Source organism: Sedimentisphaera salicampi (assembly GCF_002117005.1).
GTDB classification, from domain to species: domain Bacteria; phylum Planctomycetota; class Phycisphaerae; order Sedimentisphaerales; family Sedimentisphaeraceae; genus Sedimentisphaera; species Sedimentisphaera salicampi.
In genome coordinates this window covers 601,641-625,857 of record NZ_CP021023.1, presented here as the reverse complement: position 1 = coordinate 625,857, position 24,217 = coordinate 601,641, and the positions used below count along the sequence as shown (strand labels likewise).

The following is a 24,217-nucleotide window of genomic DNA, read 5'->3' as shown; positions in this document are numbered from 1 at the left end:
CAAATTTATAAAGCTTTTTAATCTAATGTTGGCCGGAGGCAGATTTTTTCAAAAAAAACTGTCATTATATTCAGCGCACGTAATGTTTGTCTGATTAAAAAAAGCCTCGAGGGGTTTCTCGAGGCTTAGTAAGCAATTTCAGGCGTGCTAAATAATATCCCGCAACCTGTTATGATATTCTGCCAAGGGATTATTTTATCTCGTCGTCAATCCAGCTGAGCAGGTCTTTGAGGTCGTCGAGTGTGATATCGCCCATGTGGGCTATACGGAAGGTTTCGCCTTTGAGCTTTCCATAGCCGTTACCGAAGGCGGCGTTGTGTTTTTCCTTCACAGCCTCAATCACAGCAGCCACATCAATGCCCTTTGTGTTCTTAACGGTAGTGAGCGTGTTGGAAGCAAATTTTTCATCTTCTGCGAAAAGGGCGAAGTTTTCCTTTGCCCAGCCCCGCACGAAGTCGGCCATCTGCTGATGCCTTTGCCAAACGTTCTCCATTCCCTCTTCCAGAAGCAGCTGGCAGCGGTAGTTCAGAGCCATAATCTGCGGGACGGCAGGGGTAGTAGGCGTTTGGTCTTTCTTGGCGGTCTTAGCAAACTGAAGAAGGTCGAAGTAGTAGCCGCGGTTTTTAACGGTTTCAGCCTTCTGCATAGCTCTGTCGCTCACCGCAAAAACAGCAAGTCCTGGCGGAATGGCAAATGCCTTCTGTACTGAAGCAAAGGCAAAGTCCCAGCCGAGTTCATCAAATTTAAGCGGCAGGGCGGCCATTGCGCTCACGCAGTCAACAAAGATAAGCACATCGGGGTACTTCTCTTTCATCATAGATGAGATTTCTTCCACAGGGTTAGTTACGCCCGTACTCGTTTCGTTGTAAACGAATGTAACAGCGGAATACTCCCCTGTGGCAAGTTTTTTGTCTATCATTTCTGCTGTTGTAGCCCGGCCCCAGTCAACCTTGAGTTCGTCGTAAGCTACCCCGCAGCCCTTCGCCACGGATGCGTATTTATCGCTGAAAGCCCCGCACATACAGCAGAGCACCTTCTCGCCTTCACCCACGAGGTTTCTCATTGAGCATTCCCAGCCGCCTGAGCCGCTGGAGGTAGAAAGAAATACGTTTTGATCCGTGAAGAGAACTTTCTTCAGCATATCCACTGTTTCGCCGTGGAGCTGAGAATATTCCTTGGCTCTGTGGCCAACAGTGTACCTTGAGAGCTGCTCAAGGACTTCCGGAGTGGAGTGTACCGGCCCCGGGATGAAAAGTTTTGGAGGATTTTTCCAGTCTGTCATAATTACTCCTTATTAATTCTTTCAAATCTGCCTTGCTGTATGCAGGCGATTTTTGCATTTATATTTTGTTTATTGTAAGCCCTGTATAGATTTTAGGGTAGAAGAAAGTGGATTTCTGCGGCATTTTCTCTCCCGCATCTGCCACATCCCTAACCTGCTTAACAGGTGTCGGGTTCATAAAGAATACCACCTGCTTCTCGCCTGAATCCACTCTTTCGATAGAATCGTCGGCAGCGCTTCCTATCCCCTTAATATATTCCAGATTCGCTTGGCTTGCAAGCTGGGCATCTCCGATCCCGAGAATATTCTCGAGAATAAGCCTGTGCAGGATTGTAACATCAAGTTTTCTTGATGCCTCGCTGAGCTCAGGTGCGCAGCTTTCCATAAAGCTTATGTCTTTGAGAGTAATCTTATAGAAAGCCTTGTCCGCTGCGTATATCCCGAAGGAATTCCTGCCGCTCTGGTAATCTCTCTCAAGAGCCTCGAACATCCTTGCTTTTGCGTTTTGCTTTTCGCCTTCATCTGAAAAACCGAATTCTTCAATCTCAAACTGCTCTCTCAGATCGGTGATGAGCTTTCCGATATCGAAGCCTTCAATGCTTCCTGCAAGCCGGTGAGTAGGCAGAACAACGAGCCCTTCGTTGTACATATTAACGAACGTCATCATACGGTACTGGGCGTTAGGATTGCCGGATTCCTTGTAGTAATTCAGAGAGGTTTCGTATCTGTGGTGACCGTCTGCTATTACGGGGTCCTTATCCTGCATCATCGAGATTGCAGCAGCGATATCTTCCTCAGCATCGATAGAATAGAGGCTGTGCTGAACACCTTCTTCATCGCAGAATTCTACCAGCGGTTCACCCTGTACGCATTTATCAATGATACTTTCTATTACTTTCTCAGGGTCGTTGTAAAGCATAAAAATCTGCCCGAACTGAGCCTTGCAGGCGCGGGTGAGATTGAGGCGGTCTGCCTTCGGCCCGTCGAGGGTCTTCTCATGCGGCTGAACACCTTTGCCGAAATCTGCAAGCTTGCCCAGAGCAATAAAACCGCTTCTGGCAAATTTCTCTCCTGCGGCCTCGAATCTCTGCACGTAGGCGTATATGCTTGGTTTTTCATCCTGCCTGAGAGCATTTTCCTCTATCCAAGAATTGAGGTAGTCTCGTGCTCTTGTGTAAACGTTGTTGTTTTCGCTGTCCTCTTCGCCCTGTTTGCCCTTTATGATTCGAACGATGTTGTGGTCATTGAGCTTGTAAAGGGCATCCTGAAGCTGGTCTTTGATAACATCGTACGGAGGAGCTATGCAGTCTCCGGCCGTTCCGACAACTTCCGGGTTAAAACGATAAGCCTTAAATGCCTTAATTTCCATATATAAAACCTGATTATTAAGATTTAATAAAATACACTAAAATGTTTTAACTGTCTTTGAGCAGATAAAACTGCACCAAAGTTATTCTAAAAAGTAACATTTTATCACAAAATTTGCAGTCTGTAAACACCGCCGGCAGGTAAAAATAACTCGGACGAGAATATAATCATTACCCTGCAAGCTTCAAGGCAGAAAATTATTAATTTTTCTGTTAATCATTAGTGAAAATTGAGCAGCTGTACAAAAGCGTTAAGTCTCGTGTACAGCTGCCTCAGAAAGATTCTATGTTAACTGTTCAAATCTCTCTTAAAGCCTTCAGCCATCTCATGCCATTTTGAGGCTAATTCATTTACTTTCTCAGGGTATTTAGAGGCAAGGTTATTCATTTCACATCTGTCGAACTTTAAGTTATAAAGCTCCCAAGGCCCTGTATTTCCATTGCTTGCCCGCCTGGCTGATATCTTCCAGTCGCCCTTGCGAAATGCTCGATTGTTGGCATGTGCCCACCACAAACACTTATGCTTTAGAGCTCCATCTTCCCTGAAGGACGCAAGCAAACTTTTCCCGCTGCGTTTTGGTACTGCTTTGCCATCTTTGGTTTTATCAGGGAATTCTAAGCCTGCAGCATCCATACAGGTTGGCAGGATATCAATGAAATGTGAAGGGTCGTGCCTTAATTCGCCTGAATCTTTGATTCCTTTCGGCCAGTGAGCAATAAGAGGCGAACTTATCCCGCCTTCATGATTCCAGTGTTTATGCAATCTAAAGGGTGTGTTTGCCGCTGTTGACCAGCCGGGGCCAAGGCATAAATAGCTTTCTGCAGACCCCAATGGGGCATCAGGGTTATGTCCGTCTCCGCGAATGAACTGCTCCGCGCTCGCTCCATTGTCGCTTGCAAAAAGGATTAGCGTGTTTTCATAAACCCCCATTTTCTTAAGCTGCCTTACCACGCGGCCAATCTCAATATCCATCCGAGTAATCATAGCTGCGTGGATAGCCATTTTCTTTGCTTGAAATTCTTTCTGCGTTTCGGTAAGCCTATTCCAAGCTACTGCGTACGGCGCTTCACCTTCACCTATTTTTTGTTTCAAACCCTTTTCCGACATATTCCAATGGGGGAGGATATTGGCTTCACGTTCAGATAGGCCGCAATTAACTATCCCCATTTCCTTCATTCGTTCCCATCTCTCATGGCGGATAGCATCCCAGCCTTTTCGGTAAACACCATGATATGATTCGATGTCTTTTTGGATTGCCTGCAATGGGAAGTGCGGCGAATAAAAAGCCATATACTGGAAAAATGGTTTGTCAGGGTTATTTTTCTTGTGCAGTTTTAAGCAGGCGATAGCGTGGTCTGCAATTGCTGTAGTGGAATAATACTTTTCGCCTTTCTCTACAGGGGCTTTCAGGTCGCCTTCCTGCCATTGTTTTGAGTCAAAAAATCTGTCCCAGTCGCAGCCGTTATTGTGGTTTCCCCAAGTACGGTCGAAGCCGCCTTCCTCAGGACTTCCGTCAATGTGCCACTTCCCGCTGTGGTAAGATTTATACCCACCGTGCTTCAAGAAATGAGGTGCTGTCGGTGCCCAAGAGGGTCTTTTCCCTTTTTTAATGCCCGGAAGGCTGTCGCGGCGTATATGTTGTGCATAGTATCCAGTTAGCAGGCAAGCGCGGGAAGGCCAGCAGCGGCCGGAAGAGTAGTGCTGGGTAAAACGCAGGCCGTTATCGGCAAGGGCAGATAAATTCGGCGTGCGAACTTCACCTCCATAGCATTCGGCATCAGAATAACCCATATCATCTGCCATAATCAGCAGGATATTTGGCTTGTCTTTAACTGGGGCTTCAGAAGCTGCGGCTGTTAGAGCATAAGAAGCTAAAATCCCAGCTGTACTTTTCATAAATTCTCGTCTGGTGCTCATTTGATAATTCCTCATAAAAATTAAAACGTTTACTTGCCGCGTTCATATAACATCCTCGCCTCTTCCGGCAGAAGAATATACATTCTCTCATTCCGTTTTCTCTAACTCCGGCCATACAGGAAGGCTGTTGAGCTTTTCAGCAGTTTTATTTGATACCGGCCATCCCCAGCCGCGGAAGAATGGGACTAAATTCTTTTCTACAGTTTGCGAGAAAAGAAGCACCCAGCGGTTTATCCTCTCGGAATCATTTTTCGGTAGATCCTCGGGGTTCATCTTTTCATACTTCCTGAAAACCTTTTTATAGGGCTCCCAGCCGAATTCCTCCTGAAGCTCCATATAGCATAAAAGCCCCACGAAGGGGTTTTTCTTCCAGTATTCGAATGTTCCGCCGTTTTCTTTGAATTCATCCTTTAGCTGCTGCCTTTTGCGGGCATTCATTCTGCCCTCAAGGGGGTCAATCCCGCAGACCTTATCAAACACGTAAACCGTGAAAATATTTACCGTAACCTCGCCGGCCCCGGAAAAAGTCCAGGCCTTTCGTTGGTGATTATGTCCAATTTCGTGGAAAAGCCCCCAGCTGCCGTTTTTTAACGTGTTGATATCTGCAAGCGTATCGAACTGGTCGGACTGTGTCATTATCGGGTATCCCGAATGCATATAACCTGCGCTTATCTGCACGTCCGGCACGATTCTCTCCGGGCTCTTTCTTGGAATTGGAGCTCCCCTCAGCTCTGCGCAGGCATCAAGAACCTCATCCCATTTTTTCATAAGAGCTTCAGGATTTTCCAGTTTCCTGAGCCTGTCTGAGGGAACGGTTATTACAACGTTCTTACCCTCAAGCTCGCCCCATGGAGCAGGCCTTTTGCGAAGTTCTTCCCATTGCTTACCGCTTGTCTTGCCAAGCTTGAAGTATGGAGCCCGAGCTGGGCCTTTCAGAATAATTTTCGATTTACCATGAGCATCTTTCGGTACTTTTATATAGATAAGCCCGCCAAAAGCGGAGGCGCATTTTGTATTCTCGGAGCTGAGACTGAAGCTTCTGCTTATATCGGGAAATCTTTTCCAGGCATCCTTGTGCCAGAGCTTGTCTTTATGGGAGCCTATCCGAAGGCTCAGTCCTTTCTTGGTGAGCTCAGCGGGCAAAACCGCCTCTATTACTTCGCCGGCAGGGGCGTACAGACCAGTAGAATGCCACCTCGGGACAGAAAGATCAATCTCCAATTCTTGAATTACTTTGCCGGCAGATTCTTTTACAGCCCCCGGGAATTTTTTGGCGGAAGGGTGCGGCTTAATCTGCTCTGGTCTGCTTTCTTCCAGTGTTCGGCTGAATACTGTAATCGCAGCTCTCGAAGCCACATCATTCGCTGTTACTGGATTTTCGCCTGAGGGTATTACCGAACGTGAGCGGGCAATACGTTTTAGTTCACGCATCAGAGCAGGTTCCTCGCTCGGAAGGGAAAGAGCTGCAAGTTCGATTGATTCCCCGATCTGACGGATTTTGAGCTTATTTTCGCTCTCTTTGAGCTTTTTCATCTGTTCAAAAGCCAAGAGGCTGTTGTGGCTCTCTTTGAGTTCATCCGCTGCCGCCATATGCCCGTTTTCGTTCGGCTCGAGATATCCGTCCGCCCATACAACCCCATACTGAGAAAAGAACTCGTTGGCAGGGCAGTCTTCCCTCAAGTCTTTGCCGCCGTGAATCTGTTTCCAGCCCCAGCCCAGCATTGCGGTCATAATTCCGTTTCCCTGTTTGAGGTATTTATCCAAAAGCTCGAATTGCTCTTTCTTCAGCTTTCCCGCATCAAAAACGAGCAGGTCTGAGTCCATAATTTTTTCGGTATCTGAAAAGTTGAGGTTTCTCGCATCGTAGTGTGATTTCTCAAAAAGTTCGCAAAGCGGCTTATTCCCCACCACCGCAACTTTTGCCCTGCCTTCCGTGCTGGCGAGCCATTTAACGCAGTTCTCAAACAGCACAGAAGTATCTGCCTTCTCAATCTCAGATGGGTTGAGGTATCCTCCGTGGCCGAAGCATACAAACCGGCCTTCCCTTGTACGTCCGGCCGCTGCTGCCACCTTCTGCCCGCCGTAATTTCCGCTTAAGCAAAGCGGAATCGTGTATGGACGGAATATACAAACAGGCCCCGGCACGCCGGGAGAGGCAACCTCCTCAACGTTTTCGGTGAGCTTGGCAAAATCCTGCTTGAGCAGCTCTCCATAACCCCCTAAACATACTGCAGAGAGCAGTAGAGACGCTGTAATCGCTTTCTTTATCATATTTCGCCCTTTATTCATAAATTTAGATTTAAATCAATGATGCAAACCAGCGGTAAATTATAATCCATTCAGCACATTATACCACTCACCGGCTCATTGCAAAGAATCGATTTTAAGCAAGAGTTGTTGTTTATCTCCATTTTTCTCTTGCAGACAGGTATAGTATCTGTTAGATTAACCTCAAACATCAATTAGGGAGAATATTATGAGATTAACATTTGCAGCTTTAATACTAACCGTTTCTGCAGGCCTCGCCTCCACAGACCGTTCCGCAGACATGGCAGACTGGGAGAGTTTTCTGTCTGACTCAAAGGTATCAGTAGGCGTTGGAGCCGTGGTTTATAGAGACCTCTACAAAGGTACAGACACCCGCGGCGAGCCGGTGCCGGCGATAACAGCCGAGTTCGGCGATGTTTTCATCAGCGGACGATCCTTCGGCTATACCTTCGCCAAAACCAGGGAAATGCAGCTTGATGCGGTATTTAAATACCGAGGCGAGCCTTTTGAGACATACTACAGCGACGCCCTTGAGGGGCTTGACCGCAACTCCACGCTTGAAGGAGGCCTTGCAGCTAAATTCACAACGGGCAAATATGTCCTTGGAATTTCGGCGTTTGCTGATCTGCTCTCAGAGCATCAGGGCTATTATGCGGATATATATGCAGGCAGGCTTTTCAGGCAGGCGAACCTTATGGTTCTCCCAAAGCTTGGGTTAAATGTTTACGACGACAACTACAATCGCTACTACTATGGCGTGCTTGAGGGTGAGGCAAAGGCTGGCAGGCAGGAGTATTCTCCGTCTGGCAGTGTAAGCCCATACGGCTCTGTTTTCGCCCAGTATTCATTAAACGAGAAGTGGTCTGTATTCGGCTCGGCATCAATTCAGTTTGCAGATGATACCGTTCGCGAGAGTCCGATAGTTGGCAGGGATTATTCTGTAAGCACGATGATGGGCGTAAGCTACAGCTTCTAAGCCTGCTCAGCCGCAGTAGCTCTTCAGCTCACAGGTCCCGCAGTATGTGCAGCCTGAGCCGTTGCAGTTTTCAACGATACCGATTCTGCTGAGTGCAAAGTCGTATTTTACGGGATCTTCAGGGCAGATAAGGGCAAATTGTTCTGTAACTTCCCTTGCGGTTTTCAGAGTAGGATTGTTGCTTTTATGAAGGCATAGGATCCTGCACAGCCTGATTAGATGGGTGTCCAGCGGGATTATAAGCCTTTCAGCCCCGATTTTTTCCCAAGGCCCGGGATCAACGCCGTCTTTGCGTACTGTCCAGCGAAGAAACATATTCAGCCGTTTGCAGGGGCTCTTAGATTCAGGATCTGCGATTAGATAGCTGAACCCCCTTGATTTCTTTTTGCCTGCTCTTTCCCTAAGCAAATGAGTGAATTTTGTTAAAGCCGGGATAACGTTTCGATCGTCTTGTTCAATACAGTGGTTAAAGGCGTTTTCCAGGCTTGCGAATTGAGCAATAAGTTCCTTGAATCCGCTGAACAGCAAGGCAAAATCCTCGCCTGTATTAAATCTGTGTTTGAAGCCTGAGAGCTTATCTGCCTCTTTCCTGCTGAAGCTTTCAATGAAATCTCTCGGGCTTTTGCCCATCCTTGAGAGAAGATTGTCCACAGATTTTTTCACCTGCGCAACACGTCCGTATGCAAGTGAGGAAGCGATAAAAGCAGCTATTTCCATATCTTCCCGACTTCTGTAACGATGGACAAACATAACCGGATCAGAGCTGATATATTCTGGAGTATTGTATTTCTGGTATAGACCTTCAAGGATTTTTCTGAGCTTCTCGGGGTTATTCATCTTTTCGCTTATCCTCCAGATCAGGCTCAATGTGGATGGTAATATTTACAGGCACAGTGAGACTCTCAGAAATCTTTTTCTCAATGCGGTCTGTAATTTCGTGGGCTTTTCGTACGCTCATCTGAGGGTCAACGAGCATATGGAAATCAAGAAAGATTTCTCTGCCTATGTTTCTAGACCGAAGCTTGTGTATCTGGCCTACCTCGGGGTCTTCTCGGCTGATTTTCTTTACGGTTTCGAGGGTTTTTCGTCCTGCTGCTGTGTTTGAAAATTCCCTGAAAACCCCGCCTATAAGCTTCAAGGAGGCGATTATAATCATAAGCCCCACAAGACCTGCAGCTATGCTGTCTGCATAAGCTATGCCCATATTTGTCATAATCAGTCCCCCAAGCACAGCTATAGAGCTCATAGCATCGCTTCGGTGGTGCCATGCATTTGCGTGGAGGGCGGAGCTTGAGGTTTTCCTGCCCGCCCGCTCAGTTATTCTGAAAAGGGCCTCTTTAACGCCTATCGAAAACAGAGTTACTGCATAAACCAGCCCCGGGCTTTCGAAACTGCTCACTTTGCCGGAAGAGAAAGCCTTAACCACAGCCGCTAAGCCTGCTGCAAACAATACAAGCGAGATCGCAAGCGTGCTGAGCGTTTCCCACCAGCGGTGACCGTATGGGTGCATCTTATCCGGAGCCTTTTCGCTGAGCTTTGCACCTGCGAAAACTGCCCCGTCAGTTGCAAGGTCGCTGAGCGAATGCAGCCCGTCTGTGAGCACTGCGGCGGAGCCTCCGATTATTCCTGCGGCGGTTTTGCACCCTGCAAGCAGGAGGTTCCCCGCAGTTCCCCAGATGGTAACGCGGTATATTTCTGCAATTGCATTTTTGCCTTTCATAGCTATTATTATATCGATTTTGAAGTATTGGAAAAACTAATAATATCACGCTCAGCGAGGCCTTTTGAGCTTTCTGGGTTTATCGGAGCATTTATTGAAAAGCAGAATAATAACGATCGACGGCCCAGCAGGGAGCGGTAAAAGCACAGTTTCAAGAGAGCTTGCCCGAAGGCTGGGCTGGAGTTTCCTCGATACTGGAGCAATGTATCGCGCCCTGGCATTCGCTGCGGCTGAGGCAGGGCAGGACCTTGCCGATGAGAAGGACGTTGCTAAGCTTGCAGGCAGGCAAAATTTCGAATTTATGCCCAAAAGCGAAGGGATAAAGGTTTTCCTTGACGGCAGAGATATATCCTCTGAAATAAGAAGACCGGAGGTTACTGCTTCTGTGAGCCGAATAGCTTCAAGCCCTCTTTTGAGATCTCTTATGGTTGAGATGCAGAGAGAGTTCGCCAAAAAGGCAGGAGATGTTGTTACTGAAGGCAGGGATCAGGGCTCGGTGGTGTTCCCGGATGCGGATGTGAAATTTTATCTCGATGCGGCGGCAGAGATTCGTGCCAAGAGAAGAGCCGCCGAGCTGGAAGCTGCAGGTCAAAATGCGGATTTTCAAGAGGTGATGAAGGCTATTGAGCAAAGAGACAGGGCCGATAAATCGCGAGAGGTCGCTCCCCTTGTATGCCCGAAGGAAGCGGTGATTATTGATACCGGCAATATCAGTATTAAACAGGTAACAGAGAAAATGCTCTCGGAATTAAAGGAAAAAATATGAATAACATTGGAGTGCGTTTTAAGAGAACATTTTTCTTTTATTGGATTGCAAAGCTCTCTACAACATCATTTATGCGAATTTTTTATCGTGTTCGCGTGAAGGGCAAGGAAAATTTTCCCGAGAAGGGTGCATTTATTATGGTTTCAAACCACCAGAGCTTTTTGGATCCTATGCTTGCTGTGATGTACACATGGAGGGTTTTATTCTTTCTTGCAAGGGATACGCTTTTCAAAGGTCTTTTCGGCCAGCTCCTCTTAAAGCTCAATACAAGGCCTGTAAAAAGAGGCGAGAGCGATCTAAAGGCTATGCGCACAATGATAGACATACTCCAGAGAGGATACGGAACCTGCATTTATCCCGAAGGCACAAGGACACCCGACGGACGAATTTCAGAGATAAAGCCCGGCTTTCTGCTGCTTGCCAGAAAAACCAAGGCTCCGGTAATACCCTTTGTTATTGAGGGTCTCCACGAGATATGGCCTAAAACCCAGAGCAAACCGAATCTTTCAGGCAGGGTTATGGTGGAGATTGGCGAGCCTGTGCCTTATGAGAAGATTCAGGAGCAGGGGGCAGAAAATTTCGCCAAATGGCTTACCGATAAACTTCGGCAAATGCAGAACGATGCAAGGGTTGAGCTGGGAAAAGAACCTTTTGATTATGAGCGGCTTAGCTGAATTTATGCTGCAGGGCATCTTGCATTTTTTCTTTTTTTCAATAAAATATCAATTTTGAAGGCTTGGAGATGATATGGCATTGCTAAACGTAAATATAGACCACGTGGCTACGATTCGTCAGGCACGCGGGACAGACGAGCCGGACCCAGTCTGGGCAGCTTCAATATGTGAGCTTGCAGGTGCCAACGGGATTACAACGCACCTCCGGGAAGACCGGAGGCATATATGCGACAGGGATGTAAGGCTCCTTAATGAAACCGTTGCAGCGCTTTTCAATCTTGAGATGTCCATAGCTACGGATATTGTTGAGACAGCCCTTGAGCTTGTTCCTGATCAGGTTACGATTGTTCCCGAACGCAGGCAGGAGCTCACAACTGAGGGCGGCTTGGACTGCGCCGGAAATTTTCAGAATATACAGAAACAAATCCAGAAAATTACTGATAAGAATATTTCTGCAAGCGCTTTTATTATACCTGAAAGGGAGCAGATTAAGGCAGCTTTGGATTTAGGATTTGATGCTGTGGAGCTTCATACCGGCCCTTACGCCGAGGCAGAGTCGCCCGCTGAGAAAAACGGTGAGCTGGATAGAATCAAGGCATCCGTTGATTATGCCAGAGGTCTTGGTCTTACGGTTCACGCAGGCCACGGGCTTACATACCGAAACGTTGCTCCTGTTTCGGCGATTGAAGGTATAAGCGAGCTGAATATAGGACACAGCATCATTTCAAGGGCGGTTATATCCGGCATGGAAAGGGCTGTTAGGGATATGACAGCTCTGCTGTAAATTGTAATTAGTTTATTATAGAGCTTAATGGAGAAGAATATGTTTAAAGGTTCAATGGTAGCCATCGTTACTCCTTTCAAAAATAATCAGGTGGATTTTACGTGCCTCGAAAAGCTTATTGAGATGCACGCTGAGGCAGGTACTGACGCCCTTGTTCCCGTTGGAACTACAGGCGAATCACCCACTTTAACTAATGCTGAGCATAAAAAGGTGATCGAATTTGTTGTTAAGAAATCAGCAGGCAGGCTGCCTGTGATAGCGGGGGCAGGCTCAAACAGCACGCAGGAAGCCGTAGAGCTAACTGAGTTTGCATCAAGTGTTGGCGCTGATGCCACGCTTCAGGTATGCCCATACTACAACAAACCAACTCAGGAAGGCCTCTATAAACACTTCGAAGCAATTGCAGAAAATGTAGATCTGCCGGTTGTGCTCTACAATATACCGGGCAGAACAGGAGGCAGCGGACTCAGCCCCGAGACCATCGCAAAGCTCAGCGAACTGAAGAATGTGGTTGCTGTGAAAGAAGCTACCGGAAGTATGGATCAGGCTAGCAAAATAAAATCGCTCTGTGATATAACAATCCTCTCAGGCGATGATTCCCTCACTCTCCCTCTTTGTTCTGTTGGAGGTGAGGGGGTGATAAGTGTTGCAGCTAATATCGTTCCAAAGGATGTAAAGAGGTTTATGGATTTCGTGCAGGAAGGCGATTTTGCAAGTGCGAGAAAGTGGCACTTTAAGCTTTTCGAGTTGAGCAAGTCTATGCTCGGGCTCGCTACAAACCCGATACCAGTAAAAGCTGCTATGGCTATGCTCGGTATGATTGAAGACGAGATCAGGCTGCCTATGACCCATCTAGATCAGGAAAGCTGCGGAAAACTCAAGCAGGCCCTTAGCGATTACGGGCTTCTGTAAAGAGGAAAAGGTTATACTGCTGGAAACTCTTATTTTTGGCGGCAAGCTTTATGGAGAGAGTACTAACTCTAACATCCGGAGATAATTATATTTATCTCTATATGTATAATAATGATGAGGCATTTGTTGTGGACCCGGGCAGTCAAAGGCCTGTTTCTGAGGCGGTTGAGTCCTGCAGCCTGAGACTGCGGTATATATTCCTCACACACCACCATCTCGATCATACAGGCGGGATAGGCAAACTCAGAAAAAAGACTAAAAGCTGGATTTTCCCAGACGAAATCGATTCGCCGCCACAGCTGCCTGAATGCAGAGTGGAGGTGATACCTGCTCCAGGTCATACAAAAGACTCGCTTTGTATTCTTGTCAGAAGCCGTGATAACAGTCCTGATGTGCTTTTCACTGGCGATACTCTGTTTATAGGCGGCTGCGGCAGACCAATCGAATGCAAAGCGAAGACCCTCTGGCAGTCTTTGGAAAGGATTGCCTCGCTCCCTGAAGACACCCTCATCTATCCCGGCCACAACTACACGGCAGAAAACTGCCGATTTGCCCTTTCTGTTCAGCCTGATAATGAGCTGGTCAGGCAGAGGCTCCAGAAGGCAAGAAAAGCCGATATTGAAGGCATTGGTCTTGTGCCCTCGACAGTGGGCGAGGAAAAACGCACAAACATTTTTCTCAGGGCAGTTGATGATGATGTAAAGGAGGCTTTGGGTATGCCCGAGGCAACTGCCCTTGAAACATTTGAGGCCCTGAGGAAGAGGAAAAATCGGTTTGGATGAGTTAAGTCCTCAGATAAAGGCAAAATTCTAAAGATGCCTCTCTACAACTAGATTGCCATCAAGTCCGATAGTTACCTCTCTCAAAACAGTTCCCGTTTCTGCAGAGTTTCTTGCATTTTCCGCTAAAGCGGTCAGTCCGCTGCAGCAGGGCACCTCCATTCTTGCAATTGTTATACTCCGCGGCTGGGCTTGTACAAAGAGCTCGGTTAATTTCTCCTCGTAGCCTTCGGTCTTGTCCAGCTTGGGACAGGCAATAACAAGCGATTTGCCTCTGAGCAAGAATTGATGGAAGTTCCCGAACGAGAAAGCTGTGCAGCTTGCCGCTATTAGCACGTCTGAATTTAAAAACTGCGGGGCGTCAGGGCGGATTAGGTGAAGCTGTATAGGCCATGCCCCGAGTTCGGATTTTCCGCCGCCGGCAGAAGGCTCAGTATCTCCGCGGCCTCCGGATAAGGTCTTATTTTGCATAGATGGACAGCCCCCTTCTTCAGGGCGGATTTTTGATTTTTTATTGTTTTTATTATCAACCTTCTCCTCTTCAAAAGTAATTGCTCCTGCGGGGCATTTGCCGATGCAACGCCCGAGATGGTCGCAGTAGTCTTCTCTAACCAGCTTGGCCTTCCCGTTCACCATCTCAAGTGCCCCGCCCTGACATACATTGACGCACTGCTCGCAGCCAATGCATTTTTCCTCGTCTATAACAATTCTTGTTTTTGCTGCAGTCATTTAAATTTTCCTCTGTGGGTTATAATTAGATAATATTTAAGTATTACCAATTCAGTCATACTTCTTTGGTATACTAACATTTTAAGTACATTGTTCAAGCTTTTTCCAAATTATAAATCAACTGGTGTGCGACAATTTTTTGGGCAAAATGCAAATCATCAAGCTGCAATACTTTGCAGGATTTATTGCTATCTATTAACTGAGCCAATCCGCCGAAGGCGGAGAACAAGCGGATAGATCAACTTTAAAAAGCTTTGCCAAAAAATATTGTCGAACACATCAACTGAGCCAATGGAAGGTTTGCCATAAAAATTCTTCATATGAACAAATACTTTTAGAGTTTTATGAACTTATAAAGAAAAATGTTAAAAATTATATGTTTGCTTAAAATGCTCTTTTATAGTTTGTAAATATAATCTATTAAACAACTTATATTAAAATATTATGTCCTTCCTTTTGTCTTTATGTGAAAATATAGAACAACAAAATAAAAAATTCAAACAAAAAAGTGTTGCGTACGAACATATCATTGATAAGATATTATCAAACTTATGAAGAAACAGCCAGCTTATCGATAGAATTTGAACTTAGCAGTTATGAAAGGAAGAAATAGAATGAGTGAAGCACTGAACAAAATTATCGCTAAAGCCAAAAAGGCTCAGGAGACCTTTGCCGACTTTGATCAGGAAAAAGTTGACAAGATCTTCCACAAGGCAGCAGTTGCTGCAAACGATGCAAGAATCCCGCTTGCCAAGATGGCCGCCGAGGAGACGGGCATGGGTGTGTTTGAAGACAAGGTTTTGAAAAACCATTTTGCCAGCGAGTTTGTTTACAACAAATTCCGCGATACCAAAACCTGCGGCGTAATCGAAAGGGACGAAGACAGCGGTATCGTGAAGGTAGCGGAACCTGTGGGCGTAATAGGTGGGATTATCCCAACAACTAATCCCACATCTACAGCCATCTTCAAATCTCTTCTGGCGCTTAAAACCAGAAACGCCATCATCTTCTCTCCGCACCCCCGTGCGAAGAAATGTACTGTAGAATCAGCCAAAACCATTCTCAATGCGGCAGTTTCAGCAGGCGCACCGGAAGGGCTTATCGCCTGGATCGAAGAGCCCACAGTTGATCTCAGCCGTGAGCTTATGACTCACCCTGATATTGCTATGATCCTCGCAACAGGGGGTGGCGGAATGGTAAAGGCCGCTTATTCTTCCGGTAAACCTGCGATCGGCGTGGGCAGCGGAAATACTCCCGTGGTAATAGATGAAACCTGCGATATCGAAATGGCAGTGAGCTCTGTTCTGTTGAGCAAAACCTTTGATAACGGGCTTATATGTGCATCAGAGCAGGCAATAATCGTTTGCGATGAGGTTTACGATAAAGTGAAGAAGGAGCTTGAGATAAGAGGGGCTCATCTTCTGAGCAAAAAAGATAAAAAGCTAATGGCTGATACCATCGTAATTGACGGGAAACTCAATACGAAGATTGTAGGCCAGCCTGCGGCAAAAATTGCCGAGATGGGCGGTGTGAAGGTAAACGAGGATGCCAAGGTGCTGATTGCCGAGGCAGAGAAAATCGGAGACAGCGAGCCCTTCAGCCGCGAAAAGCTATCTCCTGTGCTGGGTATGTTCAGAGCCAAAAACTACGCTAACGCCCTTGAAAAGGCAGAGGCTATGGTTCAATACGGCGGCATGGGGCATACCTCTGTTCTATATACAGACCCCGCAAATCAGGACCGCATCCAGCAGTTCGGCCGGCGGATGAAAACAGGAAGAACGCTTGTCAATATGCCCTCTTCTCAGGGTGCGATAGGTGATCTATACAACTTCAAGCTTGAACCTTCACTAACCCTTGGCTGCGGAAGCTGGGGCGGAAACAGTGTCAGTGAGAATGTGGGTGTAAAGCATCTGTTGAACGTGAAAACTATTGCTGAGAGGAGAGAAAATATGCTCTGGTTTAAAGTGCCGCCGCAGGTTTACTTCAAATATAACTGCCTTGAGACAGCCCTTGGAGAAATCGCCGACCATAAACGTGCGGTGCTCGTTACAGATAAACCTCTTGTTGAGCTTGGCATTACCGATAAGGTAACAAGCGTGCTCGAAAAGCTCGGGATTGAATGCGAGATCTTCTATGATGTTAAACCCGACCCAGATCTTTCTACAGTACGCAGGGGGCTGGATGTATTCAACAGCTTCAAGCCCGATACAGTAATCGCCTTGGGCGGCGGGTCTCCAATAGATGCTGCAAAGATTATGTGGATGATGTATGAGTATCCCGATATTCAGTTCAAAGACCTTGCAATGCGGTTTATGGATATCCGCAAGAGGATTGTTAAATTCCCCGAGATGGGCAAGAAGGCAACTATGGTGGCCATCCCAACAACCAGCGGCACCGGCTCTGAGGTAACTCCGTTCTCAGTTATCACCGACGATACCGAAGGGATTAAGTATCCGATTGCCGACTACGAGCTCACGCCGGATATGGCGATTGTGGATGCGGCGCTCGTGATGAGTATGCCCAAAGGACTCACGGCAGCATCAGGTATTGATGCGGTTACTCACGCAATTGAAGCGATCGCTGCGGTTACTGCAACAGACTATACAAACGGCCTTGCGATGGAGAGCCTGCGTATTCTGTTCAAGTATCTGCCGATTGCATATAACGAAGGCAATACCAACGTTAAGGCAAGGGAGAAGGTTCACAACGCTGCTACTATGGCGGGTATGGCCTTTGCAAATGCCTTCCTCGGTCTGTGCCACTCTATGGCGCACAAGCTGGGCTCTGCCTTCCATATACCGCACGGTGTTGCAAATGCGATTTTGATACCGCACGTAATCCGATATAACGCTACCGATAAGCCGCTCAAGCAGGCAGCATTCTCTCAGTACACCCACCCGGTGGCTAAGATGCGGTTCGCCAAAATTGCCGATTACCTCTGCCTAGGCGGAAAGAGCGAAGATGAGAAGATTGAAAAGCTTATTGCTAAAATAAAAGAGCTCAGCAGGGCGGTTGACATCCCTGAAACAATCTCTGACTGCGGCGTGAGCGAGAAAGACTTCAACAGCCGAATACAGAAGCTCAGCGAATCTGCTTTTGATGATCAGTGTACCGGAACGAATCCGAGATACCCCCTTATCAGCGAGATAGAAGAACTTTACCGCTCTGCTTACAAATAACAGCAGACTGATTCGTAAGATTCAGAGAAAATAGATTCTCCACTAAAAAAGCCCCGCTTTCCGGCGGGGCTTTACTTGTTTGTTTTTGGGAAATATTTGCAGCTTTTAGCCGCTGTAGCCGTTTGGGCGGGCAGAGTGGAATTTCCAAGCGGTTTCTACGATATCCTCAAGATTTGTCCATTTGGGCTTCCAGCCAAGCTGGGTTTGTGCCTTCGCAGAATCGGCTGTGAGCACGGCAGGGTCTCCCGCTCGGCGGTCGGTTTCAGTTACCTTGAAATCCTTCCCTGAAACTTTCTTCACAGTTTCGATAACCTCTCGAACTGTATAGCCGTTTCCGTTTCCAAGATTGAAAACAATCTCGCTTTCTGTTGAGAGTTTTTCCAGAGCCAAAAGGTGCGCAGAGCAAAGATCTTCAATGTGAATATAATCACGAACACAAGTTCCGTCTTTAGTGTTGTAGTCTGTGCCGAAAATCTTGATGTCTTCTCTTTGCCCGAGTGCTGCCTGAATGATAAGCGGAATAAGATGAGATTCGGGTTTGTGGTCTTCGCCTAACTGGCTGTTTCGTCCTGCGCCGCAGGCATTGAAATATCTAAGTGCAGCGTAATTCAGCCGCCCGGTTTGGCTTTGGAAGTGGCACATCCTTTCAACTGCCCACTTGCTCTCGCCGTAAGGATTTATCGGCTCTTTAGGGAGCGTTTCTACAATTGGTACCTCATCGGGCATCCCGTATGTTGCTGCTGTTGAGCTGAACACGAACTTATTAACACCCATAAAGTCCATTGCCCTGAGCAGGTTGTGTGTGTTGCAGAAGTTGTTGTTGTAGTAGCCGAGCGGGTCTTTAACGCTCTCGCCAACCTCAATAAAGGCTGCAAAGTGCATAACGGCATCAATTTTTTTATCACGAATAACCCGAACAAGCTTGTCATAGTCTGCAAGGTCTCCATAGATAAACTCCGCTTCGGGTACTACTGCTTCGATGTGCCCCTTGCTCAGGTTATCGTAAACATAAGCCTTATGCCCGTTTTCAGCGAGCATTGCTGTCATATTACTGCCTATATAGCCGGCTCCGCCGCATACTAATACATTCATAAATCTATCCGTTCTCTAAAGGTTAAAAACAAGTCAAAAAGCGTTTTTCGAGGGCCTTATCCCTGCCTACGATGCTCCACTCAACACCTTCTTTAGGCAGTTCAAGGCCTGCAAGCATTCCGCTTCTTTGCGTGAAAACGTTATTAATATCTGAAATAAGGCCTTCATAATCCTTATCTATCCGAAGCTGTTTAACAAGGACATTGCCCTGTACGCTGCCTTCTGCAAATTCAAATTCACCTATCCGAACAATGCTCTGGATATTGCTGTAACCTGCAGCTTGAAGTGTCATGTTGTCTCTGCGCCAAAGCTCGAAAAACTGACCGCCGCGAAGTGGTGCTGTGAGCAGGTAGCCCTTTTCAGTGTCGAATTTGTCTATCTTAAAGCCCGTCTCTTCAAGTTCTTCCTTAAGCTTGTTCATCGCTTCTTTCTTGGAACAATTGTAGTTGTTTGCAGCCTCGCTCATCTCCGCGGGCTCTTCAAACCTTAATCCCTGCGAGCAGCCGGAAGCCGCAAATATGGCTGCTGCAATAACCGCTGCGGTAATAGCTTTCAGGAAAACGCTGAATCTTGTTTTTAGGCTTTCAGGCTTCATAACAAATTCCTTACTCTAAATAGTAAGTTTTGCCCGCTTCGAATTCGGGCAGTTCGCTCTTCTTTTCAATTATATCATTTATGCAGGCTGCAAAAAGGGGGCTCATCTCAATAATGCAGTCTGCCTTGCCTTCGGGGGTGCGTGGAATATCAACGCCCGCTGCTTCGAGCCATTTGGCTGCCCGTTCGGTCATCATCTCTCTTGTAACAGCGGGGCTGTCAACGCCTTCCTTGTTCTTAACCGGAGCGAATTCTTCCTCTCTGAGCGTTTCAAGGATCACAGATTCTCCCGCCATCGGCAGGGCATCAAATACGAATGTTTCGAGTTTGATACCGTTCTTCTCTTCGGGCTTAACCTTCTCGCCAACTTTATTTACGTGGGGAATCTTCTTAACCGCTCTGTGGAACGGAAGAGCAAAGCCCTCGGAATTGATATCCTCAATAAAGCTTCTGCTAATGATGTGTATTGCAATAGAACCAAGCTGGAAAACAAGGCTTCCGTCTGGATTTTTCTTCTCGGCTTCTTCATCCGGCAGGTCGCTGTATTCAATTACATTAACTCGGCCGTTTACAAGGCAGAAATTGCCTACCTTTTCCTTGGGATAGCCCTTAATCAGAGCCTTTGAAGACATCTCCGCATCCGCTTTGGCATGCAGCCCGATAAAGAGCGGATCCATAATTTGGATAAGCGGATTATCCACCTGAAAATAGCTCAAATGCTCAATTCCCCGTTTCTGCATATCCGCCACAGCACCTCTTGCGTAAAGTGCTTTGAGGCTCCCGCCGTGGCCGTCGGGGCTCTTGGCGATTTCATCTTTTTCGGAAAGGAAAATCTTTCCGTCAAACTGGAAATTAGGCATTGTTCCCTGCTCAAACATATATACATCATTTTTGTCCAAGCCGAAGTAGTTGTTTTCTTCAAATGCCTGAACAGTGGCGTTATGGTTGAGCGGGCTAGTCATTACATACCAAGGAATCTTAGCCCCGTATTTTCGGTTTGCAAAGAGTATTGTTTCAGCAAATATCTGGAAAAGGGTTTTGTTTTTAACCGGGCTCACTGGGTAGCAGCCTTTCGGCCCGCCGAAGCCGAGCCTTGTGCCCTGGCCGCCGGCTACTACAAACGCACCAACTTTACCTTGGCGGATTAAGTCCTCGCCAACAGCTTTTGCATCCGCATAAGTTTCTTCTTGACCTTTCGGGGGCTCCGCTTTGAAATAGGGGGCAGGATCGAATTCGCTGGGCAATTCCACAGAATGCTCCCGCTTCACGTATTTTTCAACCCATCTGGGGATATTTTCAAACTCAAGCTGTTCAATATCTCTCAGAAGCCTTTCTCTTTTGGTTTCCTCAAGTTCTTCCCAAAACCTAAGAAGCTGCTCCTGGCCAATCCTGTTCAGTTTGTGTTTAAGTTTTTCGTATTTCTCAGTTAAGCTCATTGATTAAACCTCATAATTGCTATAACGATCGTTTGACGGCTCCAAATCGGTCGTTATTATATTAAAATAAGCACCCAAAAAAAGCCAAAAATTAGTTCTTCTTTCAGTAATGAAATGAGGACATAAGGTTTATATCTTAAATTAGTTTTTTACTGACGTGATAAATTCCTGCGTTTCTTCTTTTAATTTTACCTGCTTCGAATAAAATAACCTGCCAAATTGAAAATGTTATCAGGGCTTGAAAATGATTGATGAAGATACACCTAAAATAAATCTTAAGAATGTGATCTATCCGGCTGCTGCGCTGGTGATTCTTGCAATTGCCGGAATATTTGTCTATAACAGGGCTGTTTCTGATCCTTTTGCTATATCTTACAATTTTGCAGAAAGTAAGGTTGTAGGTGCGTTTATAGCAATGTTTTTTATAGTATTCTTCACCGAACTCAAGGTTGCTAATAAGCTTCGAATGATTATCGTGTGCATTACGGGGATGGTGGCGATTGGTATGCTTCTCTGGCCAATTGCAGCCGGTAGCAGCAGATTCGATGCAATCTGTTTTATAGGAGGAACGCTTACCCTGAAGAGCTCGATCCTTGTTATAGCCGCAGCTTTTCTTGCTGGTATGGCAGGATGCGCTTTAGGCTGGCCTTCAACTCCGATGTACGGAAGCCTTGCAGCTCTAACCGGCTTCGGCCTCTGGGGACTAAGGACTGGCGATCTGAGCAGTCTTTTGATGTACAGCAGTTCTGCTGAACAGCAGGCACAGGTATATACCTCATTCCGCTGGGAGATATTCTTCTGGCTCGCTGCAGTGCTTGCAGCTCATTACGGAAGTTTCTTAACCGCCAGGCTCTTTGGCTCGAAAAGACTGCATACACCTCAGCCGGAAGTAATGTTCAACTGGACAGAAAAGGCCTTTATAGTGCCTCTTGCGGTATGCTCGATAGCAGGCTATATTATTTCCAGATACCTTGTTTTAGGCATTATGCTGCCCGTGGAAAATTTCGGAATTGTTCATCATCAGCCGCTGGCTCAGCAGATAGCTTTCGGCCTGATAACCGGTTTTGGAATAGCTGCATACCTTGTAAGAAAGCATTTCAAATCTTCTGTAGAGATTCTATATCTCTCGGTAGCAGTAGCTGCATTTTTTACTTACGTATTTCTAGCAAAGGAATCAAATCTGGAAACTATAAATAAATTCCTCCCTCCAAACTACTTTAATTCTCCGATGACCGCTGTTCTTCCTTTTCAGTTTATAATTTACGGCTGTCTCGGCGTGTGGGGAGGCTGGTTTACCAGTATCTGCATGGATAAAAAGCATGAGGAAGAAGAAGCCTTTCAAAAGCAGGGCTGATTATAGATCTCGTCTCAGATTAGAGAATTCCCCAAGCATTGTTGAAGCTGTTTGAAGGAAGTATATCAGCATACCAAGTTTGTATTCAGTGAGCTCATCTATGACAAGATTTATATCGCTTTGCCCGGGTTCTTTGATCCCAAATGAAACAGACAGTGCCTCTGTGCCGCTGCAGTTTATGTAATTTTCCATCATGGCATTGCACATTTTGCAGATCCCCTTTAGGCTGTCGTTCTTGCACTCAAACTTCACGCCGTTTTTCTCCGGATTGCTGTGAAATATTTTCGATGCGAAAATAGCGGCAGGGTTTTTTTGCGGATATTCCCTGCCAAGGAAACTGTCTATCCGCCTTGCGCCGGAAAGGAGCTGGTCTATGTCAATTCCTGAAAAGGCTCCAGCAAGAAGCCCTGGAAGCCCGAGGGGGCTGAAGAGTCTTATCTTTTTCAGAACAATCTTTTTGCTTTCAAAGCTTTTAATCCGCTCTGAGAAGTTCTCAGAGAATACGAAAGTATTTGAATCGAGCTTTGCAAGTCTTTCGAGAATGGAAAAGGCCTTCTCATTGCCTGCAGGGGGAATATATATTATCCCGGCCTCGTTGTCTGCTGACGTAAAATTTTCTGCCTTCTGTTTCGCCTCTTCTTCGCTGCTGTCCAGTCTGATTGCGGAAATCCTGCTTAACGGCAAGCCCATCATCTGCTCGATTTCTTTTGAATATGCAAACAAGAGCATCCGTTTGCCCTTTAAGTTATACTCATCGGAAATTCTCAATACCCAGTCAAAGTTGTCCTGATTGTAGGGCATATCACGCAATGGGGACTTGTCTTCATTGCGGTTTTTGTTGCAGTTGTAAATCACATCCTTTGCCGGCTCCAGTATTCTGTTTTCCTTGCCGGCAAAAAATGAATTAATGCTTATCGAAGAGCTGTAACCTGTGCCTGAAAATCTTATCTCCAATTGAAGCGTCCTTACTTGCCAATACAAAAGTTCTGAAAAATACTCGATAAAACTCTCTCGTCTAGATCCTTCTGCTGGTCTATATCGGCTATTTTGCTGTAACCCTCGCGAAGGCATAATGCCGCCAGCTCCTCATCCCCTCCAGCAAAGAGTTCAGCAGCCTTGTCCAAATCTTTAAGGCATTGGAAAACTGAATCTCTGTGTCTTTTGTTTACTGCTGTAATCTGCTCACCAGCAGGAACGAGCTCGCTTAGCCGGTTCTGGATTTCAGTTTTCATTGCTGTCAGTTTTTCCCGCTGCTTGATGCTGAATTCCACAAAACTTATTCCAAAAATATCCTCAAGAGCCTCTTTGCTGCTTGCTAAGTCACATTTTGTCGCAACACCGAGGATATTCTTATTTCTTATCTTTTCAAATACCCTTTTCTCTTCAGTATAGTCCATCTTACCCGATTCTACACAGAACAGTATCAAATCCGAAGAGAGTATATACTCGCCCGCAAGTTCCTGGGCGGCAAGCTCAATCTTATCATCGAAAGAAGCCGCCATCAACCCGGCGCAGTCGCTCAAAACGCAATCCTGATATTCCAGCGAACATACAGCGCTCAAAATATCCCTCGTTGTGGCCTGTTTTGCTGAAACAATAGCCCTTTCAGAGCCGAGCAGAGCATTCACCAGCGAGCTCTTTCCTGCATTAGGCGGTCCCGCAGCAGCAACAGAAGCCAGCCCGAGCATCCTTTCGTAGGCGAGGTTGCTGTCTATAATTTCACTGAGAGTTTTCTTTATCTCTTCCGTTCTTTTTTTGGCCTCTTCAGGCTGAATAAACACAATATCTTCGCTGGAAAAATCAAGCCCGGCCTCGAATAGGCCGAGAAGCTCCACTATAGAATTTTTTATTTGTTCAAGGCGGTTTGTCAAATCGCCTTTCATAAGTTTCTGAGCTGCTTGAATATGATAAACGCTGCTCCCAGAGACAATCTGCGAAACGGCCTCTGATTGTGCTAGGCTGAGCCTGCCGTTCATAAATGCCCTGTATGTAAACTCGCCCGGGCCGGCAAGTCTTATCCCATCTACCTGTGTTATGGCATTGATTATTTCTTCCGCTGCGGGCAGGGGGCAATACGCGTGAATCTCAATAAGCCTTTCAAGCGTGTATGAAGCACCTTCAGGGAATGAATATACAAATGCTGAAAACTCTATCTTGCCTCCCCTGAAGCTAAGGGCGGCATTTCGTTTCTCAATTCCACGATCCAAGATTCTATTATCAACGAGTTTATCAAGGCCGATTTCACATTTAGAGCCGGATAGCCTGATTATATGCCTTGGCGCATCAAGGCTGCCGCTGCTCAGTGCGCAGATCGTATCTCTCAAATCATACATTACTGTTATATCCCAAAGCAAAAGTTAGCAAGACTGCGTATATTTTATCTAACT

At 46.4% G+C, this 24,217-nt stretch carries 20 protein-coding genes; 8 read left to right on the top strand and 12 right to left on the bottom strand.

Going from position 1 to position 24,217, the window contains the following annotated elements; genetic code table 11:
- Nucleotides 1–190 precede the first annotated feature (190 nt).
- The 4 genes from STSP1_RS02370 to STSP1_RS02355 form a co-directional block, all read right to left on the bottom strand.
- Entirely contained in the window at nucleotides 191–1,282 is a 1,092-nt protein-coding gene (locus STSP1_RS02370) for a pyridoxal-phosphate-dependent aminotransferase family protein (protein WP_085754818.1), read from the bottom strand.
- A gap of 58 nt (nucleotides 1,283–1,340) precedes the next feature.
- Nucleotides 1,341–2,651, bottom strand: coding sequence for a DUF1015 domain-containing protein (locus STSP1_RS02365; protein ID WP_085754817.1), 1,311 nt, complete (start codon nucleotides 2,649–2,651; stop codon nucleotides 1,341–1,343).
- A gap of 287 nt (nucleotides 2,652–2,938) precedes the next feature.
- Complete coding sequence (locus STSP1_RS02360) at nucleotides 2,939–4,567, bottom strand: arylsulfatase (protein ID WP_085754816.1); 1,629 nt, start codon at nucleotides 4,565–4,567, stop codon at nucleotides 2,939–2,941.
- Between the two features lie 87 nt (nucleotides 4,568–4,654).
- Nucleotides 4,655–6,838, bottom strand: coding sequence for a M60 family metallopeptidase (locus STSP1_RS02355; protein WP_161491570.1), 2,184 nt, complete (start codon nucleotides 6,836–6,838; stop codon nucleotides 4,655–4,657).
- A 205-nt stretch (nucleotides 6,839–7,043) separates the two neighbouring features.
- On the opposite strand from STSP1_RS02355, the gene STSP1_RS02350 reads away from it, so the two are divergent.
- Entirely contained in the window at nucleotides 7,044–7,811 is a 768-nt protein-coding gene (locus tag STSP1_RS02350; protein WP_085754814.1) for a MipA/OmpV family protein, read from the top strand.
- Nucleotides 7,812–7,817: 6 nt separating this feature from the next.
- On the opposite strand, the gene STSP1_RS02345 is transcribed toward STSP1_RS02350, so the two are convergent.
- Together STSP1_RS02345 and STSP1_RS02340 are read right to left on the bottom strand one after the other, a co-directional pair.
- On the bottom strand, nucleotides 7,818–8,648 hold the full coding sequence (locus STSP1_RS02345) for a TIGR02757 family protein (protein ID WP_085754813.1): 831 nt from the start codon (nucleotides 8,646–8,648) through the stop codon (nucleotides 7,818–7,820).
- Nucleotides 8,641–9,531, bottom strand: coding sequence for a cation diffusion facilitator family transporter (locus STSP1_RS02340; protein ID WP_085754812.1), 891 nt, complete (start codon nucleotides 9,529–9,531; stop codon nucleotides 8,641–8,643). The genes STSP1_RS02345 and STSP1_RS02340 overlap by 8 nt, the downstream gene beginning before the upstream one ends.
- Before the next feature lie 94 nt (nucleotides 9,532–9,625).
- On the opposite strand from STSP1_RS02340, the gene cmk reads away from it, so the two are divergent.
- From cmk to gloB, 5 genes are all read left to right on the top strand, one after another.
- Nucleotides 9,626–10,297: a (d)CMP kinase gene (gene cmk, locus STSP1_RS02335; RefSeq protein ID WP_161491569.1), complete on the top strand. Its 672-nt coding sequence runs from the start codon at nucleotides 9,626–9,628 to the stop codon at nucleotides 10,295–10,297.
- Nucleotides 10,294–10,971 carry a lysophospholipid acyltransferase family protein gene (locus STSP1_RS02330; protein ID WP_085754810.1) on the top strand — a complete coding sequence of 226 codons (678 nt, stop codon included), beginning with the start codon at nucleotides 10,294–10,296 and terminating at the stop codon, nucleotides 10,969–10,971. The genes cmk and STSP1_RS02330 overlap by 4 nt, the downstream gene beginning before the upstream one ends.
- A gap of 73 nt (nucleotides 10,972–11,044) precedes the next feature.
- Nucleotides 11,045–11,755: a pyridoxine 5'-phosphate synthase gene (locus STSP1_RS02325; protein ID WP_085754809.1), complete on the top strand. Its 711-nt coding sequence runs from the start codon at nucleotides 11,045–11,047 to the stop codon at nucleotides 11,753–11,755.
- Nucleotides 11,756–11,794: 39 nt separating this feature from the next.
- The gene (gene dapA / locus STSP1_RS02320) at nucleotides 11,795–12,667 is read left to right on the top strand and encodes a 4-hydroxy-tetrahydrodipicolinate synthase (protein WP_085754808.1); all 873 of its coding nucleotides are present in this window, start codon (nucleotides 11,795–11,797) and stop codon (nucleotides 12,665–12,667) included.
- 50 nt (nucleotides 12,668–12,717) lie between these two features.
- The gene (gloB, locus tag STSP1_RS02315) at nucleotides 12,718–13,449 is read left to right on the top strand and encodes a hydroxyacylglutathione hydrolase (RefSeq protein WP_085754807.1); all 732 of its coding nucleotides are present in this window, start codon (nucleotides 12,718–12,720) and stop codon (nucleotides 13,447–13,449) included.
- A gap of 27 nt (nucleotides 13,450–13,476) precedes the next feature.
- Here the strand turns inward: gloB and STSP1_RS02310 are convergent, their stop codons facing one another.
- Complete coding sequence (locus tag STSP1_RS02310) at nucleotides 13,477–14,175, bottom strand: ATP-binding protein (RefSeq protein ID WP_085754806.1); 699 nt, start codon at nucleotides 14,173–14,175, stop codon at nucleotides 13,477–13,479.
- A gap of 614 nt (nucleotides 14,176–14,789) precedes the next feature.
- Between STSP1_RS02310 and adhE the strand changes: the two genes are divergently transcribed.
- The gene (gene adhE, locus STSP1_RS02305; RefSeq protein WP_237141808.1) at nucleotides 14,790–17,354 is read left to right on the top strand and encodes a bifunctional acetaldehyde-CoA/alcohol dehydrogenase; all 2,565 of its coding nucleotides are present in this window, start codon (nucleotides 14,790–14,792) and stop codon (nucleotides 17,352–17,354) included.
- A 105-nt stretch (nucleotides 17,355–17,459) separates the two neighbouring features.
- On the opposite strand, the gene galE is transcribed toward adhE, so the two are convergent.
- Genes galE through STSP1_RS02290 form a run of 3 tightly spaced genes read right to left on the bottom strand, consistent with a single transcriptional unit; the run spans nucleotide 17,460 to nucleotide 20,476 of the window.
- Nucleotides 17,460–18,446 carry a UDP-glucose 4-epimerase GalE gene (gene galE / locus STSP1_RS02300; RefSeq protein WP_085754804.1) on the bottom strand — a complete coding sequence of 329 codons (987 nt, stop codon included), beginning with the start codon at nucleotides 18,444–18,446 and terminating at the stop codon, nucleotides 17,460–17,462.
- Nucleotides 18,447–18,468: 22 nt separating this feature from the next.
- Entirely contained in the window at nucleotides 18,469–19,041 is a 573-nt protein-coding gene (locus STSP1_RS02295) for a hypothetical protein (RefSeq protein ID WP_085754803.1), read from the bottom strand.
- A 10-nt stretch (nucleotides 19,042–19,051) separates the two neighbouring features.
- Nucleotides 19,052–20,476 (bottom strand): UTP--glucose-1-phosphate uridylyltransferase, encoded by a 1,425-nt coding sequence (locus tag STSP1_RS02290; RefSeq protein ID WP_085754802.1) that lies wholly within the window; start codon nucleotides 20,474–20,476, stop codon nucleotides 19,052–19,054.
- Nucleotides 20,477–20,720: 244 nt separating this feature from the next.
- Here STSP1_RS02290 and STSP1_RS02285 point away from each other — a divergent pair, with 244 nt between their 5' ends.
- Complete coding sequence (locus STSP1_RS02285) at nucleotides 20,721–21,830, top strand: hypothetical protein (RefSeq protein ID WP_085754801.1); 1,110 nt, start codon at nucleotides 20,721–20,723, stop codon at nucleotides 21,828–21,830.
- Here STSP1_RS02285 and STSP1_RS02280 read toward each other — a convergent pair whose 3' ends face one another.
- Entirely contained in the window at nucleotides 21,831–22,784 is a 954-nt protein-coding gene (locus STSP1_RS02280) for a hypothetical protein (protein ID WP_085754800.1), read from the bottom strand.
- An 11-nt stretch (nucleotides 22,785–22,795) separates the two neighbouring features.
- Nucleotides 22,796–24,163, bottom strand: a complete 1,368-nt coding sequence (locus tag STSP1_RS02275) for a tRNA modification GTPase (protein ID WP_085754799.1) — start codon at nucleotides 24,161–24,163, stop codon at nucleotides 22,796–22,798.
- Nucleotides 24,164–24,217 lie beyond the last annotated feature (54 nt).

Excerpts from the sequence above, each read along its gene's own strand:
- STSP1_RS02370 (WP_085754818.1), bottom strand. The coding sequence starts at position 1,282 with ATGACAGACTGGAAAAATCCTCCAAAACTTTTCATCCCGGGGCCGGTA.
- STSP1_RS02365 (WP_085754817.1), bottom strand. The coding sequence starts at position 2,651 with ATGGAAATTAAGGCATTTAAGGCTTATCGTTTTAACCCGGAAGTTGTC.
- STSP1_RS02360 (WP_085754816.1), bottom strand. The coding sequence starts at position 4,567 with ATGAGCACCAGACGAGAATTTATGAAAAGTACAGCTGGGATTTTAGCT.
- STSP1_RS02355 (WP_161491570.1), bottom strand. The coding sequence starts at position 6,838 with ATGATAAAGAAAGCGATTACAGCGTCTCTACTGCTCTCTGCAGTATGT.
- STSP1_RS02350 (WP_085754814.1), top strand. The coding sequence starts at position 7,044 with ATGAGATTAACATTTGCAGCTTTAATACTAACCGTTTCTGCAGGCCTC.
- STSP1_RS02345 (WP_085754813.1), bottom strand. The coding sequence starts at position 8,648 with ATGAATAACCCCGAGAAGCTCAGAAAAATCCTTGAAGGTCTATACCAG.
- STSP1_RS02340 (WP_085754812.1), bottom strand. The coding sequence starts at position 9,531 with ATGAAAGGCAAAAATGCAATTGCAGAAATATACCGCGTTACCATCTGG.
- STSP1_RS02330 (WP_085754810.1), top strand. The coding sequence starts at position 10,294 with ATGAATAACATTGGAGTGCGTTTTAAGAGAACATTTTTCTTTTATTGG.
- STSP1_RS02325 (WP_085754809.1), top strand. The coding sequence starts at position 11,045 with ATGGCATTGCTAAACGTAAATATAGACCACGTGGCTACGATTCGTCAG.
- dapA (WP_085754808.1), top strand. The coding sequence starts at position 11,795 with ATGTTTAAAGGTTCAATGGTAGCCATCGTTACTCCTTTCAAAAATAAT.
- gloB (WP_085754807.1), top strand. The coding sequence starts at position 12,718 with ATGGAGAGAGTACTAACTCTAACATCCGGAGATAATTATATTTATCTC.
- STSP1_RS02310 (WP_085754806.1), bottom strand. The coding sequence starts at position 14,175 with ATGACTGCAGCAAAAACAAGAATTGTTATAGACGAGGAAAAATGCATT.
- adhE (WP_237141808.1), top strand. The coding sequence starts at position 14,790 with ATGAGTGAAGCACTGAACAAAATTATCGCTAAAGCCAAAAAGGCTCAG.
- galE (WP_085754804.1), bottom strand. The coding sequence starts at position 18,446 with ATGAATGTATTAGTATGCGGCGGAGCCGGCTATATAGGCAGTAATATG.
- STSP1_RS02295 (WP_085754803.1), bottom strand. The coding sequence starts at position 19,041 with ATGAAGCCTGAAAGCCTAAAAACAAGATTCAGCGTTTTCCTGAAAGCT.
- STSP1_RS02290 (WP_085754802.1), bottom strand. The coding sequence starts at position 20,476 with ATGAGCTTAACTGAGAAATACGAAAAACTTAAACACAAACTGAACAGG.
- STSP1_RS02285 (WP_085754801.1), top strand. The coding sequence starts at position 20,721 with ATGATTGATGAAGATACACCTAAAATAAATCTTAAGAATGTGATCTAT.
- STSP1_RS02275 (WP_085754799.1), bottom strand. The coding sequence starts at position 24,163 with ATGTATGATTTGAGAGATACGATCTGCGCACTGAGCAGCGGCAGCCTT.